Genomic DNA, 17,927 nt, shown 5'->3' with positions numbered 1-17,927 from the left:
TGTGTTATCAGGAATCCAAAAAACCTGACGCACTCCATAACCACAGGAGTTATAAATCATATTATGATTGACATGTAGCTTAGACACTCATAGACTCACTTCTCAATCATAAATTTGCATGGCGTTCCGGATAATTAAAAAAAATGAACAAGAAAATTTGGTTTATGGAAGGTTTATCCTCCCAGCGAGATATTATTCAGGGGGTAAAATCATTTGCAAAAAAAAATAATTTTGCCATTACCGTTTTTGCCTCCCACCGTAACGAAAGAAATGAAATCCTTTCCGTTGCCGACTATTCTTTGACTGAACCTGAAGATCCTCAAAAACGTCTTCAGTTTATCCAGGAAACCATTCAGTCCTACGGCATCCACCATATTCATACTGGCCGTAACAGCCAGTGGTTTGAAGAACACCGTTCAGCCATTGAATCGACCGGTGCCACCCTTACTACCGGTGCAACGGGCGTCGACTGGTTAACTCTGGCTGACGAAAAAGTTACTTTTGCTCAGTTTATGGAGCAAAAGGGTCTCCCGGTCGTACCATCCTGGCGGGTGAATACGCTGGCAGAATTAAAAACACACCTCGCGGCCCCGCCGTTCACTGACAGCCCGGTATGCGTGAAGCCGGTGACGGGTATCTATGGCATGGGATTCTGGCGCTTTGATGACAGTGCTTCGCCTATGGCCGTCTTTAATCATCCCGAACATCGTCTGGTCAGTCCGCAACAGTATATTGCAGCAGCATCAGCTGCTGAGTCGTTTAAACCCCTTGTTTTGATGCCGTACCTGCCAGGCCCGGAATTTTCCGTCGATATCCTCGCGGATAAGGGCGAAATACTCGCAGCCGTGGGACGCCGTAAGGAAGGGGTTATCCAGTATCTGGTAAACGAAGGAAGCGCCTGGGAACTGGCGTGTGACTGCGCCAGGGTTATGAAGGCCGACGGGCTGGTGAATGTTCAGACGCGAAACGATGTGAATGGCAACCCGGTGCTGCTTGAAACCAACATGCGTCCGTCAGGGGGGGTGGGTTATACCCTTCACAGCGGGGTGAACCTTCCTGGGTTATTTGCTGCCTTTAAGCTCGGTCTGATGTCTGAAGATATGGTGCGCCAGAGCGCTAAAAACACCTTTTCTCCGGTTGCGGTGAGATCCATTACGGATGTAATTGCATACCCGGAATCACTCTCTAACCTTCTGAATTAAGGCGTATTTATGTCTGATATCCTCGAAGATATGATTTATCGCCGTACCCTCTCATGCGGTACGATTCAGGTAACCCGCGACCAGGGTGAAGTTTCGCTCGATGACCTGTTTGACATCGCTGAAAGACGTAACCCGAAACGCGCCTTTCTGTTTGTCAGCAAAGTACTCGGCAGGCACATTCCCGTGCCACCCTCAGTCATGCGGCAGGCCTACAGACAGCTTGCCAGCCAGTTCCCCTCGACACTGACAGGACCCGTACTGTTTATCGGTATGGCTGAAACCGCCGTTGGGCTTGGGGCCGGTGTATTTGATGAAGTGCGCCACCAGCATCCTGAATCTGTCTATCTGACCTCTACCCGTCACCCGGTTGATGGCACGTTGCTTTGCGAGTTCAAGGAAGAACACAGCCACGCCACCGATCATCTGATCTATCTGCCAGATGATGAAGAGAAAAGACGTCGTGTTACCAACGCACGAACGCTGGTTTTGATTGATGACGAGGCAACCACCGGTAATACCTTTATTAACCTGCTTTCAGCCCTGCGTAATACCGGCAAGCTTCAACATATTGAACAGGTTATAGCCGTTACGCTTACCGACTGGAGTGGCAAAGCCTTGTCCGAGCGCAGCACCTTACCAGTCACTTCGGTTTCTCTTGTAAGCGGTAAGTGGGGATGGACCCCATTACCTGATGCACCTGTCCCGGACATGCCGAAAGTCAACGTAACTTCACGAGGAGAATGGGACATCCAGGGAAAACAGTCCTGGGGCCGACTGGGGATGCTCGCACCTGCGGCCGATCTCGGCCATGAGGTCTCCGTCCACAAGGGGGAACGTATTCTGGTTCTCGGGACCGGGGAATTCGTCTGGGAGCCGTTCCTGCTTGCTGAACGGCTCGAAGCTGCCGGAGCACAGGCATTTTATGGATCGACCACCCGCTCCCCTATCGCCGTTGGTTATGCCATTGAGTCCGCCATTTCCTTTACGGATAACTACGGGCTGGGCATCCCCAATTTTGTCTATAACGTCGCCCACCAGCAGTTTGACCGCATTCTTGTGTGTACTGAGACACCCGCAGAAAGTATTGACACGCAGCTTCTTAAGGCGCTGGCTGAGGTTGCGGCCGTCGTGGAGATTGTTACCTATGAATAAACCCGTTGTTCTGAGCGACCTTGACGACACGCTCTTTCAGACCCGTCGTAAAATGGTGGACGAGCTGGCCCTGGAGCCATTCCGTACCGGTGCCGTTGATCGCACCCTGAATCCACGAAGCTTTATGACGGAAGAACAGTCCATGTTGGTGGACTGGCTCCTGGAGCAGGCTGAACTCATACCCGTTACCGCACGGGGAACTGAAGAAATCAGCCGCGTACGGATCCCTTTCCACTCCTGGGCAATCACCACTCACGGGGCCGTCATTCTCACGCCAGAAGGCAAACCCGACGAGGAGTGGAAGGCCCATATGCTCGGCCAGCTGGCTCCCTATCAGGAAAAGCTGACATCGATGCAGCGTCTGATCACTGAAATGATGGACGCAAAAGGGATCAATGCCTGGGCAAGGCTGAACTTCGAATACGGTGAAACGGCGGTTTATATGGTGATGAAGCACCGCGACAGCACCCGCCTTGACGAGCTCAATGCCATTGCAGATGAGATAGAAACGGTGTTTCCGACCGAGGGCTTCTACATCCACCGCAACAGTAATAACGTGGCCTGGCTTCCCACCGCGGTTGAGAAAGGGCTGGCAGTCAGATGGCTTCTTGAAAAACTTCGGGCTGAACGCGGAGTCTTCCCCGTAATTGGTCTGGGCGACAGCCTGAGCGATCATCGTTTTATGAAACTGTGCAGCTGGTTTGGCATCCCGCGTCAGAGTCAGTTTGCAGATGCCATTTCACAGCGAATTTTTGGAGAAAATTAAAATGCAGCCACATGACACATTTACCGGCTCATACCAGCCCGGTGACGTGGAATTTCTGCTAAAGCCGGTAGTCATTGAGATGACGCCGGTTGAGCAAAAAGAAGAGCTGATTCAGTCAGGGAAGAAACATTATTCGGACATGCTCAGTCAGGAGCCAGCGCCAACACAATGGCATCTTGATTTGTTTCACCGGGCGCTGGATCGGGGCGCAGAGAGACTTGCAAAAGAAGTCACACAGCTCGCTATTGCTCTGGCCGAACGCTTCGGTGATGAGCCCATTGTACTGGCCAGTCTCGTCAGAGCTGGCGTGCCGCTCGGCGTTATGCTGCACCAGGCCCTGCGTGACATGGGGAAAACCTCATGGCATTACGGTATCAGCATTATCCGGGATCGTGGAATTGACGGTGCAGCCCTCGACGTCATTGAAGAGCGCCATGGTACCAGCGGTATTGTCTTTGTTGACGGATGGACAGGTAAAGGCGCAATTACCGGAGAGCTTGTACGCGCACTGAAAGATCGCCCGGGCTATCCTGAGCAGCCGCGACTGGTTGTCCTGGCCGATCCCTGTGGCTGCTCCTGGCTTGCAGCCAGTGATGATGACTGGCTCATTCCTTTTGGCATCATGGGTGCGCCGGTATCAGGCCTGATCTCCCGGTCAGTATGGTCCTCTGAAGGATTACATGGGTGCATGGTTTGCGAGCATCTCAGTGAATTCGAATGCAGCCGGATGCTTGTCGATACCGTCGCCCATTTCCGTAAGAAGTTAACCCCGTCATCCCTCGCTACCCTGAGCTGGAATATGGAGTCAGCCCGGGTCTTATGGCAGACAAGTCGCGACGTTATCGCGTTCCTGGCCGATGAATTTAAAGTGGACAGCGTCAATCGTATTAAACCCGGTATTGCTGAAGCAACCCGGGCTGTATTACGTCGGGTACCGGACCATGTATTTGTGCGTTCTATTGACGACCCGGACGTTGCCTTGCTTGTAGGGCTTGCTCGTGAAAAGGGAATAGTTGTTACAGAAATGGGGGGAACCCTCGGCCAGTATCGGGCTGTAACCATTATCAAGAAGGTACTCTGATGAAAAATCGTCTTTCTCCCTGGAATCTGGGAGCCACGCTATACATGCCTGCAACACGGGAAGATATTGCTGATGCCGTCCTGCACGGGAAAATCCCGGGTTTGCGCTCTCTGGTGATTTGCCTGGAGGATGCTGTCAGTGAAGCAGACATCCCCATCGCCCTCAAAAATCTGGAGCACCTGCTGCACGAGCTCAGTAACAGCATGCGTAGCCTGGGTAAAAATGACTGGCCTCTGGTGTTCATTCGCCCTCGGCATGCCGAAATGGGCAGATGGTTAAAAGCGCATTATGATCTTTCCGCTGTCGATGGGTTTGTGTTGCCGAAATTTACCCTCAGTTCGTTAGCTGAATGGTGGGATATCATGGGCGGGACTCACCTGTGCATGATGCCAACGCTGGAAACAGAAGACGTCTTTGACGTGGTTCAGATGCGCGAGCTGGCCACTCGCCTGGTGGAACATCCCTGCCACGACCGCATTATTGCGCTTCGAATCGGCGGCAACGATCTTATGAACGTTGTGTCGCTTCGCCGCCCCCGGGACCTGACGCTGTATGACAGCCCGATGGGCTACGTCATCAAAATGCTCGTTTCAGTCTTCGGCCCGCGTGATTTTGCCCTGACCGCGCCCGTATGTGAGCATATTGACGATCATGCCGTTATGGCCAGAGAGCTGGCTCTTGATATGGCACATGGGCTTGTTGGGAAAACGGCCATTCACCCGGGTCAGATAGAGGTCATTCAAAACGCGCTGATGGTCACTCAGGGTGAGTATTCTGACGCTCTGCGGATCCTGAACTCTACCCAGGCCGTGTTTAAGTCGCAGGGAGCAATGTGTGAACCCGCCACACATCGCCGCTGGGCGGCTGGCATTCTGGACAGAGCTCGTTTTTATGGGTTACAGAACGAGCAAAGCGCTGATGGAATCAGATTACTTACCGTGACCCAGCATCATTAAGGAAATCATAATGGGGTTCAGGTTCAGAAAGTCGATCAACATTATTCCTGGCGTTCGCCTCAACCTGAGTAACGGTGCACCGAGCCTGAGTGTCGGGCCGAGAGGTGCTTCCGTTTCTTTTGGTAGCCGGGGGACCTATGCCAATCTGGGCTTGCCCGGTACCGGGCTGAGTTACCGTACCCGGCTTGACCGGGCCGCGCGTTCCGGAGGTGGAAACCGGACGGCAACCGACCCGGGGCTCAGACAGGCGCTTGAGCAGGAAGCCGCTGAACTCATGTCAGCGGTAACCGCAATCCGTAATATTCACGAGCTGACGCCGGATCCAAAAACAGGCATCAGCTGGGCAGAGCTGGAAGCAGTATACCTGCATAACAGAACGTCGCCTTTTCAGGTTCCGGCACCGGTGCGTCCAGAAAAGCCAGACTACCTTGCATTGCCGGAAAAGCCTGCCGAGAGCGAAGGCATTAGTTTTCTGGGTAAATGGTTTGAATCGGAATCAGCTAAAGCTGAGCGCCACGCCGAAAATCTTCGCCGGTGGCAGCAGGAGCTGATTGATGTGGAGCGTGAGAATACCCTTCGACAGCACCGGTACCAGCAACAACGGACGGCCTGGGCCGAACAGTATGCAAACTGGAAGTTTGAAGCAGAAGAACATGAAAAACGGCTCGCCACGGCTCAGGCAGATGCCCGGCAGCAGTTCCGGACAGACGCCGCGTTTTTCGAATCATACCTGGCGGGTGTGCTGGCAGAAACTGAATGGCCGCGTGAAACGATTGTTGCATTTGAAGTAAAGCCGGAGCTATCAGCAGTCCTGCTGGACGTTGATTTAGCTGAGATTGAAGATTTCCCTGATAAGATTTACGGCGTTAATGCCCGGGGCACGGAGCTGACGGAAAAAGCCATGACGCAAAAAGCCGTACGCGAAAACTATGCCCGCCACGTCCATGGCTGCTTGTTCCGCCTGGTCGGTATCGTTTTACATACGCTACCTTTCGACAACGTGATTGTGTCAGGCTTTACGCAACGGGTCAGTAAGCGGACCGGCTATCTGGAGGATGAGTATATCCTGTCCTGCAAATGCACTCGCAGCCAGATGTCGTCAGTAAATTTTGCAGGCATAGAACACATTGATCCGGTTGAAGCGTTAGGCGATCACCCGGTTATTCGAAAGATGAGCAGTACCTTCATTTTTCAGCCTATTGAACCACTAACCCTTTAAGCAGGCTAAATCTTACGATGCAATTAAATACCAGACAGGCCCGGATTTTTAAGCTTGCCAACTTACTGGGCACCGGCAAGCCCGTTTCCGCTGCCGACATTATAACCAGTCTGGAATGCTCAGAGCCGACATTAACCCGGGCCCTCAAAGAGCTACGCGAGTCATATTCTGCGGAGATCAAATACAGCAAGGCAGGTCATTCCTACCATCTCGTTAATCCGGGCCAGCTGGATAAAAAGACCCTTCGCCGGATGAATGAAGCGCTCGCACAGAATGCTGAACTGAAAACCGGTGAGTCTACAGGGAAGGTCGTACTCGATAAGGATAAAAAAACAGCCGTGTCCTTATCGCTACGCATGCGGATCTTAAGAAAAATTGACCGTCTGGCTGCGCTGAGTGGCTCGACCCGAAGTGAAGCGGTAGAGAAGCTGGCTCTGCACTCCGTTGACGAACTGATAAAAGAATACAGCGCTAAAAAGTCCTGACGCTAAATCTCAGACCGGGGTGAAAACCCCGGTTTTGTCATATTTTACCTCTGTATTGGCGTGACGTAGTTTTGATCTATTCTCCTCCCGCAATGCCAGCAGCGCCTTACTGACTACAAAACCTGGTGTCTTGACATCCTCTTGTGCTACACATCAATCTTTGGGCGTTTTACACTCCATTCATGCAGATCTGTGATGTATGATGAATTTCATACATAAGACAGTTTATTTGTCCGAGTTTTTTCAGAAATCTTATATTCCAGTCCGGTCTGAATTATTTTTCTGTTGATAAGAGGCCATTCACATGTCGGTAATTCTATGGTGGTTAACTTATTTCTTTAATGCCGCTTCTGAGTATTTAATCTCCACCCGACAGATGTCGTGCCGTTTTATCAAATCAACAAACCCTGGCCTCTTCCTGAAACTACTCTCCTCTTCCGATCTCTTAAGAAGGAATTACATTTGAGACGCTTACCCGTATATCTGCTACTCGACACGTCCGGCTCTATGCACGGAGAGCCTATCGAAGCGGTTAAAAATGGCGTTCAGACGCTGCTTACCACGCTGAAACAGGATCCGTATGCACTCGAAACGGCTCACGTGTCAGTGATCACCTTTGATTCTTCAGCCCGACAGGCAGTCCCCCTGACAGACCTCCTGAGTTTCCAGATGCCAGCACTAACAGCCAGCGGCACCACGTCTCTTGGCGAAGCGCTTTCCCTCACGGCCAGCTCCATTGCCAAAGAAGTACAGAAAACGACGGCTGACACTAAAGGTGACTGGCGTCCCCTTGTATTCCTGATGACGGATGGAAGTCCGAATGATGACTGGCGTAAAGGCCTGAATGACTTTAAAGCGGCCAGAACCGGCGTTGTTGTGGCATGTGCAGCCGGGCATGATGCCGATACCAGCGTCCTCAAAGAAATCACTGAAATCGTGGTTCAGCTCGATACAGCTGACAGTTCGACGATTAAAGCTTTCTTTAAATGGGTCAGTGCGAGCATTTCGGTAGGCAGTCAGAAAGTGGAGTCCAGCAAAAAAGAAGTGATCGGTCTTGAAGACCTGCCACCGCCGCCGCCAGAAGTAAATGTGGTCTTATAATTTTATTGATTAAGGGGATATCATGTCTGTCAGTCTGAGCAAAGGCCAGGGCGTAAGCCTGAAAAAAAATGAATACGATCTCTCGTCCGTTACTATCGGCCTCGGTTGGGATATTAATGAGGAAAAGAAAGGTTTTCTCGGCGGGATCTTTGGTAAAAAAGAAGAAGAATACGACCTTGATGTGATCGCTTTCCTGTGTAATTCAGCCGGAAAGGTGACCGATCTCGGCAATGTGGAAAATGGTAAACCAACGCTTGTGAATGGCGATATCATCTTTTTCAACAGCCTTCGCCATAAGTCAGGCAATATCTGGCTGACGGGCGATAACCGAACCGGAGCCGGTGACGGTGACGATGAGCAAATTATTGTGCGCCTGAATTCCCTTGACGCTCAGTACGAGAAAATTGTGTTCATCGTTCAGATCTACAATGGTGAAAAGCTCCAGCAGCACTTTGGTAAAGTTCAGAATGCCTTCATCCGGGCAGTAGATGCCCGTAATATTGAAATGGCACGATTCGATCTTTCTGGCGGACCCGCCTTCGCCAGCCAGCGCTCCATGGTCTTTGCCGAGCTGATACGCGAGGCTACAGGCTGGAAACTCAGGGCAATTGGTGAGCCTTCAGAATCAGATTCGTTTGTCTCGCACCTGAGGAATTACATGTGATGCGCCGCCTGCCTGTTTACCTTGTTATCGACACATCCGGCTCGATGCGCGGTGAGTCAATCCATTCCGTTAACGTTGGAATTCAGGCGATGCTTAGCGCTCTTCGCCAGGATCCCTACGCCCTCGAAAGCGTTCATATCTCCATTATCACCTATGACAATGAGGCGCGTGAGTTCATTCCTCTCACGCCGCTGGAAGACTTCCAGTTTTCTGACATCGTTGTGCCAAGCGCAGGCGGGACGTTCACCGGTGCTGCCCTTGAATGTCTGATGCAGTGTGTTGAACGGGATGTACGTCGCTCAGATGGTGATACCAAAGGAGACTGGCGTCCTCTGGTATTCCTGATGACTGATGGAACCCCTTCTGATGCCCTGGCGTACGGTGAAGCGGTAAAAGCGATTCGCGGCCGGGGATTCGGATCCATCATTGCCTGCGCCGTTGGTCCTAAAGCAGGCCATGAGCACTTAAAACAGCTCACCGATAAGGTTGTGTCTCTGGAGACGCTAGATTCAACCGCGTTTGCAGGTTTCTTTAAATGGGTATCGGCCAGCGTGTCTTCCGGCAGCACAAGCGCGGGGATTAATAACGGAACTGATACCCTTCCCCCTCCTCCACCAGAAATCCAGCTGGTGCTCTGACAGACAGAAAGGTGCTGTTTCCGGGCAGCACCTTTCTGTACAGCAACGTTTTCTGCTGGCCGTACCAGCCGTACGAGGAAAATTATGAGACGCCTTCCCGTGTTTTTTGTCCTGGACTGTTCAGAGTCCATGATTGGTGAAAACCTGAAAAAAATGACTGATGGTCTGCAAATGATCGTCGGAGATTTAAGAAAGGATCCACACGCACTTGAAACAGCCTGGGTCTCGGTAATCGCATTTGCCGGTGTAGCCCGTACGATTGTACCTCTTCACGAAATTGCCTCGTTCTACCCTCCCCGCCTTCCCGTTGGCGGCGGTACGAGCCTTGGAGCTGCATTGCGTGAGCTGACCGTGCAAATTGATACCCAGGTCAGAAAAACCACTCATGAGGCTAAAGGCGACTGGAAACCCGTCGTGTATCTCCTTACCGACGGACGTCCGACTGACGACACAACCGCAGAAGTGAAGCGCTGGAAGGATCACTACGCGAGTAAAGTGAATCTCATTGCCGTTGGCCTGGGGCCGTCAGCGGACCTGAATATCCTGCGGCAACTGACAGAGAATGTCATGCTGTTCACCGAATCTCAGGAAGGGGACTTTACCCGCTTCATCAAATGGATCACGGCCTCGGTTACGGCGCACAGCCGCAGCGTCGGGGACGACAAACAACCTGAGCTCAGCCAGACTGAATACATAGTCCGGCTGGCCAAGGACGAGCCAGTAAAAGCGTACGACGAAAACTGCGTTACGCTTACCGGCCGTTGCAGCAAGACCCGTCGTCCGTACCTGATGAAGTATGAACGGCCACCAGCAAGGGTTTCCGGGCTCGATTTCAGTCTGAACCTGAACAGCTTTAATATTGCCGGATGCTATCCCATCGATGAGGACTATTTTGCGTGGTCAGATGCCACCGCTACCGGTTTGCAGGTAAATACCAGCGAACTGCATGGCGTACCGGGTTGCCCCCACTGCGGTAATGCCAGTGCGTTTGCCCTGTGCTCATGCGGAAAGTTGCTGTGTATTGACGGCCCGGATGACGTGATCTGCCCGTGGTGTGAAACAGGCCTGTCATTCAGCAATGATGGCGGAAACACTAACTTCGACGTAAACAGAGGGAGAGGTTGATGTCGCAAAATGCTTTACTTGAAGAGAAGATTATCCGCTTAGTTCTGTCTGAGCTGGGCCACCCTGTTGAAGGTGAGCGGCTTTTACTTCTATCGCAGGACCCATCCCTTACCGAAGAAATTATGCGGCTTAAAGAGCGGATTGAGAGCCTTGCACAGGGTTTATCTGCGCGGGTTAGCGAAGGTGATAACGACGCAGAGATTGCCGCCTCGTCAGCATCCAGTCTTTCCGATCAGCAACAAACGGTCGTAAGTGTTGCTGATAACCCGGGCATTGACGCTACCGATACATCAGCACTGCAACCCCTGCCAGAAAATGAGCCTCATCCTCCGTTCTGGAAGCTGATGCCTTATTACGAATTTGATAAACCAGCACAGAGGGAAGACGAAAACCTGTCTTCCCTGGTATTAAAACCCGGGCAGATACCGACAGGCCAGCAGCGGGCCAGCTTAGCTGTGCCACCTGCCGTTCCCCCGAGAGCTAAAATAACGATCCCCAACGCCCGCGCAGGCGAACGTTTCTCTTCGCCGGTTGCTATCGTTCTGGGTGAGGGCCAGCAGGCTACTGTCAGGGACGTTGTCTTTCCCCGGAACATTGGCCTGTCTTTTGACAAAGAACAGGAGTTGCTGACAGGTACTCCCACCGAAAGCGGCGATATAGAGCTTTCAGTAATCTGGTCATGCACGTCGCACGACGAATGTGAAACAAAACAGCTATTTATAATCAATCCCGATCCGAGAAGCCTGTGGAAGGTGGTAGAGCCACCAGCAGACGCTCCCTACCCTAAGTCCCATCTGGACGCTGCTGGCCTGGTCAGGGGTGATATACGTATTGCTGCCGCCAGTCGCCGGGGACGCTCTCATGAGCATGCCGGAAGCTTCAGAGATGACGACTTCTACATCAACCACTGCCAGGAAACAGGATGGTCTGTCATGCTGGTCGCAGACGGAGCCGGTAGTGCGGTAAATTCCCGGGAAGGCTCCCGGATTGCAGTCAAAACGGCTGGCGATTACCTTTTAAATCAGCTCAGTGGTGTGAAAGGCGTCCATTTAAAGCAGCACATCACGGCGTGGGAAGGGAGCGATCAGCAGGCAACAATAAACGCCATGCTTCATCATTTTAAACAGGCAGCTACGCTCGCGGTCAACAGTATCCAGAACGAAGCCATTTGTGCAGAACAACCTGTGAAATCCTATTCAACAACCCTTCTGGCAACTGTAGCGCTACGAACTGATAACGAGCTGTTTGCGGCTGCATTCTGGCTTGGTGATGGTGCGATAGGTGCATACAGCCCTTCCGGTAAAGTCAGGATACTGGGAAATCCCGATAGCGGAGAATACGCAGGACAAACCCGTTTCCTTGACCAGAGCATTATCGCAGACCCCTCGTTTAGCGGCCGCATCAGCGTGGGTAAATGGAATGATGTATCTCACTTGATCCTCATGACAGACGGCGTCTCAGACCCTCTGTTTGAGACGGATAACGGGCTTCGCAGTGACGAAAAATGGACCCGTCTCGTTGATGAGCTCAACCCTGTCCTTACAGACGCCAGTATTGCGCCTGAGAGGTTAGGCGACTGGCTTAACTTTTTCTCCACAGGGAACCATGATGACCGCACTATTGCGGTGTTGTGGTAAGGGATACGCTTTTTCGGTGATCAATATGGCAAATATCGTTACGTGCAAAACAAAGGACGGCGAAACAGTCCAGTATGTTGACGAGGTAATTGGTTCGGGCTCGATGAAGGATGTTTACTTTTCGCCTGATAAATCATACGTCGTCGCTTTTTATCATAAACCGCAGAACGAGCAGGCCCGGGATCGGATTGATATGATCACCGGACGCTACAGGCAAAACATTTTTGGCCAGTCCGGAGGTGAATACTGGAAGGACCTGTTTTGCTGGCCGACCCATGTTGTTGAGCATGGGGATAAAATCGGCATCGTGGTTCCAACCTACAAAAGCTACTTTTTCTTTAAATACGGCTCTAAAAACGATGATTTTCTTGGCATAAAAGGTCGTGAAAAGGAAGGCAAATGGTTTGCCAGCGCCAGCAACCAGAACAAATTTCTCGACCCACGTGAACGAGGCAATACGCTTACCTATCTCAAGGTCTGTCTGCTGCTGACAAGAGCCGTCAGAAGGATGCATGCGGCAGGTCTCTGTCACAGCGATCTAAGCTATAAAAACGTGCTTATCGATCCAGAAATGGGACATGCCTGCATCATTGACGTAGACGGCCTGGTTGTCCCTGGAAAGTATCCTCCCGACGTGGTGGGCACCCCGGATTTTATCGCTCCGGAAGTGGTGAAAACCAGTCATCTTTCCAAAGAGGATCCGAACCGCGTATTGCCAAGCATTACTACTGACCGTCACGCGCTGTCGGTGCTTATCTACATGTATCTGTTCTTCCGTCATCCGCTACGTGGCGGAAAAATACATGACATGTCGGATGAAGTACGTGATGAGACCTTATCTATGGGTGAGAAGGCACTCTTCATTGAACATCCGACAGACAAAAGCAATGCAGTCAAAGTCAGTCAGCTATCGTCCTTTTCACTGCCCTGGGCTGACCCGGAGAAAATTCCTTACACCATCATGGGCCCTTATCTGACACCTTTGTTTGAGCGCGCCTTTATAGATGGCTTACACGATGCCACTAAACGCCCGACCGCCGATGAGTGGGAAAGCGCCCTGGTTAAAACAGTCGATCTGATACAGCCCTGCCAGAACAAGGCGTGTGAACAGAAATGGTACGTTTTCTCGGGTAAGACAAAGCCGGTTTGTCCCTACTGCGGTACGCCATACAAGGGTAAATTACCGGTTCTAAATTTATATTCTTCCCGAAAGGAAGGCAGTTATCGTCCTGACGACCACCGGTTGATGGTGTGGAGCGGGCAGTCAATCTATGCGTGGCATGTGAATCGCCTCATTGCGCCAAATGAGCGTACAACCGATTTGCAAAGGAAACGAGTTGGGTATTTTGTTTTCCATAACGATCAGTGGTGGTTAGTAAATGAAGGCATAAATGGGCTTATGTCATTACCGGATAAACGACAGATTGCCATTGGGGAAAAAATTGAACTGACGAATAACGCTCAGTTTGTTCTGTCAAAGGAGGAAGGCGGCAGGCTGGTCGTCGTTCAGTTAGTAGAAAACTAACGGACGCCCATAACGACTAAAACGTTCTGGCAGCATACTGAACCTGTTTAATGAATCACTATATTAAGCTGTGTCAAATTTAAGCTGCCAGAAAAACTGACTGTCTGTGCCGGATATGCGGTACACCTCCTGCGGCAAGGGTTTAATGCGCAAAGCCCAATTTATTTATAAGAGTGAATAGTTTTGTGGCTCTACCCTGCCGCTCTCCTTTCCTGTGTCATGGTTTTTAACATCTGAAATACTGACATTGTTAAGCCGGTGATTGTATAAGGCGATGCGGACAATCTCATGAAGATATTCAAGTTCGTTTTGTGTCAAGGACTGGCCTTCCTGGGTTTTTGAAATCATTTCCTGCCAGCAGATCAGTCTTTCGTAACTGACATGTTCGCTGTTTTCCAGGCAGTGCAACCTGAAATAGCGAAGGAACAAAGGAAATTCATCGGTCTGAGCGATGTCATAAGCCCGAACCGTTAACCGACACAGACATACAATCGTATCCTGCTGTAACCTGACTAACGCGTTATGACTGCCCGGAAGGATATCAGGCAATTTCATCTTACAGTCAGCAAGGCGCTGAAGAAGAGGCCCTTCCTCTGAAGGCTCCCGTCCCCGATACTCCTGAAGAGGTTCAGATTCAAGTTCATGCATTAATGGATGATATAGCCATTCCCGGGAACTGGTCTCATCAATGATCAGGCTTTCAATGCACTCACTGTATGTTGTTTTACGTCGCCCGAGCTGCACCTGACTGATTTCATATTCAATATCTGGAAGATCGATACGCAATGCGGCAACTCTTTCGGAAGGATGAAGGTGGTCAAAGGTTAACTTCGCAGAAATGCTACGATCCCTGTCCAGAAAGACGGCCACACATAAATCATTAACCTTTACGAACAGATCAGCTGTGCCTCCGAACATACTGCCGCTTCCACTAACCTCATTCAGTGAAACCGGCCCACCATCGTCGCCAGCGAGAAGATTTGGGAAACCAAGAACCTGGTGCTCGTTGATGACTTCAATAATTTTTCCCCGGATGGCTTCCATCAGACCATCACAGTCACCGGCTACAGCAGTACTGTGTGAGAAATGCCAAAGCTTGACCTCCCCCTGCTTTGCTAACAGATCAGTTTTGCAAGCGGGGCAGATGCAGTTACAGTCGATACCCCGGCTGACCTCTGTAATATCTAAAAAGAGTCCTGATTCTCTCTGGAGTCCAAATGGAATACCAAATGTGTAACTCTTACGCATGGCTGCACCCCGTTTTTGATAATTATTCAAACTATATCCGAAATAACGGAGGAGGATTTCTGTAAAACGAATTAAAAGAAATGATTTTTTAGTCTTCCAGATTAATGTTTGACAAGAATCAAATGAGAGCCTTACAAATATGGAGAGAGAAGTTTAGGTAAAGTAACTTTTATCACAACTTCTAAAATTAAGGAGAATATCGGATGTATTTAGCAGTGGGCTTGGCTTATGATTAAAGTCTTTCTCCGAACTTAATAAGAAAGTTAAAAAGACAGGCTATTACAGTGCCTTTAGCCCCGAAAGGGGCATAAACTATTTTCAAATCCAGACACAGTCTTTTTGTTGTGCCAATATCAATAATTACTCGCGAACAAAGATCCACACACTCGCAGGAACTTTGTCATATAACTTTTTCATTGTCAGTTCAGCTTTACGATGATCATAAGCACCAGAAATTTCAAGAGAGGCGACACCCGAGTTTTTTTCACATAACCTTTCAAATACTTTTTCGAGCGTTTCGAACGAACTACACTTACGGAATTTCATTAAATAAGACTGCTTTGTGTCAGACATAATCAACCTTCTTTAGACAGGCCTCAACTGGCCAGGGATAATCTTAATATCATTTTTCACTTAAGCCTAACGATTTCACAACCTTTTTCGTTGTTTCCACCCTGTTCATAACCAGGTACATGAGTGCTAAAATGACTGTAAATAAAACCAGTGTATCCCGGTGAGCAGGATGAAGAATCAATCAGTGATCAGACAGTTTTCGGAAAGCGAATTGCATCAGCAGCTGGAAACGTTCGGCAACCATGATAAACAGCTTTCACGCTTGATCCGTTACTTTTCCCATCTGAGATACAACACAGCTAAAACCTATCTGCACTGGCTACGAGTATGGAACGAATGGTATCAGGCGAATGCCCGGTTGCATACAGACTGGCCAGTAAGTTCGCTCCCCGTGTCTGAGGAAGCTCTGCTGGCGTTTATGGGGCATCTTGAAGGCAAATTGTCACGAAGCAGCATAAACAGCTGTCTTCAGGCCTTAAACAGTATCCATAAAAAAGGGCTTAACCTGCCCGGGATTATTACGTCTGAAGCATGGTACATGCTGGAAGCCTTAAAACAATCGGAAGCCCGGAAGCGAAAGACGACTAAACAGGCAACTCCCTTTCTTATTGGCGATCTCAAGGCTCTGATAAAGTTACGCAGTACTACAAACTCAGTTCGTAAGCTTCGTGACCTGTGCCTGATCTGGACAGGCTTTGAAACACTGCTCCGTTCATCCGAAATTCGCCGTATACGTCTGAAAGATCTGTCTCTGGATAGTATGACCGGTGAATTTAACCTGACGGTATACCGTACAAAAACGAACATCAGTACACTTCTTACCTACCGGCTGACACGTCAGTTAACTAACTGCCTCTTGAGATTGATGAACCTTGTGAAAATGGATCAGCACAGTCATCCGGATGAATACCTTTTCCAGGCCGTAAATTTCCATGATACAGGCTATATGCCACCCGGCTGGAAGCTTCGGAGTAAAGGGAATGAGCTATCTGAGCTTCTTAAACGGCATAACCTGCCCTACCGTGCTAAACAAAGTCTTCTGAACGATGAAGATGAGGAAGACACTGTGGACGATGCCGGTATGCTCAGCAAAAATTCCCTTTTACGGGCATTTAAAGAAATGTGGAATGAGCTTTATCCAAATGAGACTAAAACCCGTTACTGGACAGGGCACAGCGTTCGTGTAGGCGGTGCGATACAGCTGGATATTGAAGGTTACTCGCTACCACAGATTATGGAAATGGGGAACTGGTCGAATGAAGAAATGGTTATGCGCTACATTCGCAATATTGAAGCTGGTAAAAAAGCCATGATCAAGCTTATGCGAAATGCCTTTGATGAATAGCGCCCTCACGGGCGCATAACTTTATTTTTTCTTGAACGGGTTAAGTCTGGTGAGATTAGAGAGTGCCCCTCCCGGAGGCAAAATTCCCGTCCTTTTATATTTGTACACGCCATTTAATTTCATTGTCTGGATTCCAAGATTAATAAGCGTGACAAGTTTAAGGGTATACAGGAGTGTAAATTGGGGAGCAACCTGAATAAAAACTAATAACAAGCCTGCACACATTACACGTAGCCATGCCGCGTACTCCATGCTCAGCGGACGCTTGAAATAGAATCTTTCGAGCAAATCAACTGTCTTATTACTGATCCACGCCGCCGCCACTGAGAGTAACAACACGATGCACACCATAATGCCCAGTTCCATTTTCACTCCCTTCTCTTTTAGTCTGTTTAAGTTGAGGCTTAGCCACAGTAGTTTTGTTTTTTGCTTTTTTCTTAGGTTTGGTATGGTGAAACAGAAAACAATCCACCATTACCCAACCATTTTTATATCGAGCCACCAGCATCTTCTGGCTGGGGTAATGAGCATGAAACAGCATTTTCACGTCCATGGTGCCCATCAACGACTGTTTGCGCTTTAGCTCATCCTCAGCCATCTGAAATTCTTGTAAGAATTCTGAAGACAGACGCTGACGCAGAATTCTTATTGCACTGGAGTTTTCATCATTCTTTGCCAGGTGCCCGAAGCGTACAAGTGCCTTGTGGGTTATCTGGATGGGTCCCAGATGAGAGCTGAGCTGTTCGTACTGCCAGAAGTAGGTCAAATCCACCTTAACCCAGCTGATGCTGTCCAGCAGAGCCTCGTTCATGATGGTTCCGGACATAGGTACCATTGTCAGCCTGGCCAGACGCATATGTATGTAGTCCGTAAGCAACCTCAGCGACTCAGGAACGTTTTTATTGAGTAGGAGATGCTGAAGCACCGGGGTTGCGGTCTGCCAACACAGATTGCGCCCGTCAGGCAGGAAAGCAAACTTTTGATCGTCAGGCGCAGAGTTCGAAGCGTTTTCCTTACGAAGCAAAAAATAATGGCCGCACAGCAGCTCTGCTCTTACCTGGTCCTCGTCAGGGTCATGTCGGGCTTTACTTAGATCAACGGTTAGCACAACGCGGTTAATCGCATCAGCGTGATATTTTTTTACCCAGACGCAGACACGATAGAGACGCTCATCGATTTTCTGGCTGGCTGTGGAAATCCATTGCATTGT

Annotated in this window: 17 protein-coding genes; 14 read left to right on the top strand and 3 right to left on the bottom strand. The window is 49.9% G+C overall.

Features of this window, described 5'->3' with window-relative positions; genetic code table 11:
- The first annotated feature begins 143 nt into the window (after positions 1–143).
- From MX657_RS22945 to MX657_RS22885, 13 genes are all read left to right on the top strand, one after another.
- Positions 144–1,202: an ATP-grasp domain-containing protein gene (locus MX657_RS22945; RefSeq protein ID WP_012695441.1), complete on the top strand. Its 1,059-nt coding sequence runs from the start codon at positions 144–146 to the stop codon at positions 1,200–1,202.
- A 9-nt stretch (positions 1,203–1,211) separates the two neighbouring features.
- Positions 1,212–2,354 carry a phosphoribosyltransferase domain-containing protein gene (locus tag MX657_RS22940; RefSeq protein ID WP_001280115.1) on the top strand — a complete coding sequence of 381 codons (1,143 nt, stop codon included), beginning with the start codon at positions 1,212–1,214 and terminating at the stop codon, positions 2,352–2,354.
- Entirely contained in the window at positions 2,347–3,120 is a 774-nt protein-coding gene (locus tag MX657_RS22935) for a hypothetical protein (RefSeq protein WP_001040058.1), read from the top strand. The genes MX657_RS22940 and MX657_RS22935 overlap by 8 nt, the downstream gene beginning before the upstream one ends.
- A gap of 1 nt (position 3,121) precedes the next feature.
- A complete protein-coding gene (locus MX657_RS22930; RefSeq protein ID WP_001585166.1) occupies positions 3,122–4,201 on the top strand; it encodes a cysteine protease StiP family protein in 1,080 nt (359 codons plus the stop codon).
- A complete protein-coding gene (locus tag MX657_RS22925; RefSeq protein WP_011152965.1) occupies positions 4,201–5,157 on the top strand; it encodes an HpcH/HpaI aldolase/citrate lyase family protein in 957 nt (318 codons plus the stop codon). The genes MX657_RS22930 and MX657_RS22925 overlap by 1 nt, the downstream gene beginning before the upstream one ends.
- Positions 5,158–5,167: 10 nt before the next feature.
- On the top strand, positions 5,168–6,376 hold the full coding sequence (locus tag MX657_RS22920; protein WP_011152964.1) for a DUF4236 domain-containing protein: 1,209 nt from the start codon (positions 5,168–5,170) through the stop codon (positions 6,374–6,376).
- 17 nt (positions 6,377–6,393) lie between these two features.
- Positions 6,394–6,861 (top strand): tellurium resistance protein TerW, encoded by a 468-nt coding sequence (gene terW / locus MX657_RS22915; RefSeq protein WP_001176767.1) that lies wholly within the window; start codon positions 6,394–6,396, stop codon positions 6,859–6,861.
- Between the two features lie 462 nt (positions 6,862–7,323).
- A complete protein-coding gene (locus MX657_RS22910; RefSeq protein ID WP_001253657.1) occupies positions 7,324–7,962 on the top strand; it encodes a vWA domain-containing protein in 639 nt (212 codons plus the stop codon).
- A gap of 22 nt (positions 7,963–7,984) precedes the next feature.
- Positions 7,985–8,626: a TerD family protein gene (locus tag MX657_RS22905; protein WP_000116681.1), complete on the top strand. Its 642-nt coding sequence runs from the start codon at positions 7,985–7,987 to the stop codon at positions 8,624–8,626.
- Positions 8,626–9,264, top strand: coding sequence for a vWA domain-containing protein (locus tag MX657_RS22900; protein ID WP_001253658.1), 639 nt, complete (start codon positions 8,626–8,628; stop codon positions 9,262–9,264). The genes MX657_RS22905 and MX657_RS22900 overlap by 1 nt, the downstream gene beginning before the upstream one ends.
- Before the next feature lie 84 nt (positions 9,265–9,348).
- On the top strand, positions 9,349–10,389 hold the full coding sequence (locus MX657_RS22895) for a TerY-C metal binding domain-containing protein (protein ID WP_001253656.1): 1,041 nt from the start codon (positions 9,349–9,351) through the stop codon (positions 10,387–10,389).
- The gene (locus MX657_RS22890; RefSeq protein WP_000081059.1) at positions 10,389–12,026 is read left to right on the top strand and encodes a PP2C family serine/threonine-protein phosphatase; all 1,638 of its coding nucleotides are present in this window, start codon (positions 10,389–10,391) and stop codon (positions 12,024–12,026) included. The genes MX657_RS22895 and MX657_RS22890 overlap by 1 nt, the downstream gene beginning before the upstream one ends.
- 25 nt (positions 12,027–12,051) lie before the next feature.
- The gene (locus MX657_RS22885; protein WP_001284315.1) at positions 12,052–13,551 is read left to right on the top strand and encodes a helix-hairpin-helix domain-containing protein; all 1,500 of its coding nucleotides are present in this window, start codon (positions 12,052–12,054) and stop codon (positions 13,549–13,551) included.
- 165 nt (positions 13,552–13,716) lie between these two features.
- Here the strand turns inward: MX657_RS22885 and MX657_RS22880 are convergent, their stop codons facing one another.
- Both MX657_RS22880 and MX657_RS22875 read right to left on the bottom strand, forming a co-directional pair.
- Positions 13,717–14,799, bottom strand: a complete 1,083-nt coding sequence (locus MX657_RS22880; protein WP_020833832.1) for a hypothetical protein — start codon at positions 14,797–14,799, stop codon at positions 13,717–13,719.
- A 360-nt stretch (positions 14,800–15,159) separates the two neighbouring features.
- Entirely contained in the window at positions 15,160–15,372 is a 213-nt protein-coding gene (locus tag MX657_RS22875; protein WP_102752239.1) for an Hha/YmoA family nucleoid-associated regulatory protein, read from the bottom strand.
- 169 nt (positions 15,373–15,541) lie between these two features.
- Between MX657_RS22875 and MX657_RS22870 the strand changes: the two genes are divergently transcribed.
- On the top strand, positions 15,542–16,717 hold the full coding sequence (locus tag MX657_RS22870) for a tyrosine-type recombinase/integrase (RefSeq protein WP_000795949.1): 1,176 nt from the start codon (positions 15,542–15,544) through the stop codon (positions 16,715–16,717).
- Positions 16,718–17,018: 301 nt separating this feature from the next.
- On the opposite strand, the gene MX657_RS22865 is transcribed toward MX657_RS22870, so the two are convergent.
- The gene (locus MX657_RS22865; RefSeq protein WP_001198595.1) at positions 17,019–17,924 is read right to left on the bottom strand and encodes a hypothetical protein; all 906 of its coding nucleotides are present in this window, start codon (positions 17,922–17,924) and stop codon (positions 17,019–17,021) included.
- Positions 17,925–17,927 lie beyond the last annotated feature (3 nt).

The organism is Enterobacter chuandaensis, from assembly GCF_039718975.1.
Lineage (GTDB): Bacteria > Pseudomonadota > Gammaproteobacteria > Enterobacterales > Enterobacteriaceae > Enterobacter > Enterobacter chuandaensis.
Note: the sequence above shows the minus strand (reverse complement) of the source record. Positions and strands in the feature narration are given on the sequence as shown.

What these genes read in the sequence shown, in the direction of transcription:
- MX657_RS22945 (WP_012695441.1), top strand. Translation starts at nt 144, where the DNA reads ATGAACAAGAAAATTTGGTTTATGGAAGGTTTATCCTCCCAGCGAGAT.
- MX657_RS22940 (WP_001280115.1), top strand. Translation starts at nt 1,212, where the DNA reads ATGTCTGATATCCTCGAAGATATGATTTATCGCCGTACCCTCTCATGC.
- MX657_RS22935 (WP_001040058.1), top strand. Translation starts at nt 2,347, where the DNA reads ATGAATAAACCCGTTGTTCTGAGCGACCTTGACGACACGCTCTTTCAG.
- MX657_RS22930 (WP_001585166.1), top strand. Translation starts at nt 3,122, where the DNA reads ATGCAGCCACATGACACATTTACCGGCTCATACCAGCCCGGTGACGTG.
- MX657_RS22925 (WP_011152965.1), top strand. Translation starts at nt 4,201, where the DNA reads ATGAAAAATCGTCTTTCTCCCTGGAATCTGGGAGCCACGCTATACATG.
- MX657_RS22920 (WP_011152964.1), top strand. Translation starts at nt 5,168, where the DNA reads ATGGGGTTCAGGTTCAGAAAGTCGATCAACATTATTCCTGGCGTTCGC.
- terW (WP_001176767.1), top strand. Translation starts at nt 6,394, where the DNA reads ATGCAATTAAATACCAGACAGGCCCGGATTTTTAAGCTTGCCAACTTA.
- MX657_RS22905 (WP_000116681.1), top strand. Translation starts at nt 7,985, where the DNA reads ATGTCTGTCAGTCTGAGCAAAGGCCAGGGCGTAAGCCTGAAAAAAAAT.
- MX657_RS22900 (WP_001253658.1), top strand. Translation starts at nt 8,626, where the DNA reads ATGCGCCGCCTGCCTGTTTACCTTGTTATCGACACATCCGGCTCGATG.
- MX657_RS22895 (WP_001253656.1), top strand. Translation starts at nt 9,349, where the DNA reads ATGAGACGCCTTCCCGTGTTTTTTGTCCTGGACTGTTCAGAGTCCATG.
- MX657_RS22890 (WP_000081059.1), top strand. Translation starts at nt 10,389, where the DNA reads ATGTCGCAAAATGCTTTACTTGAAGAGAAGATTATCCGCTTAGTTCTG.
- MX657_RS22885 (WP_001284315.1), top strand. Translation starts at nt 12,052, where the DNA reads ATGGCAAATATCGTTACGTGCAAAACAAAGGACGGCGAAACAGTCCAG.
- MX657_RS22880 (WP_020833832.1), bottom strand. Translation starts at nt 14,799, where the DNA reads ATGCGTAAGAGTTACACATTTGGTATTCCATTTGGACTCCAGAGAGAA.
- MX657_RS22875 (WP_102752239.1), bottom strand. Translation starts at nt 15,372, where the DNA reads ATGTCTGACACAAAGCAGTCTTATTTAATGAAATTCCGTAAGTGTAGT.
- MX657_RS22870 (WP_000795949.1), top strand. Translation starts at nt 15,542, where the DNA reads ATGAAGAATCAATCAGTGATCAGACAGTTTTCGGAAAGCGAATTGCAT.
- MX657_RS22865 (WP_001198595.1), bottom strand. Translation starts at nt 17,924, where the DNA reads ATGCAATGGATTTCCACAGCCAGCCAGAAAATCGATGAGCGTCTCTAT.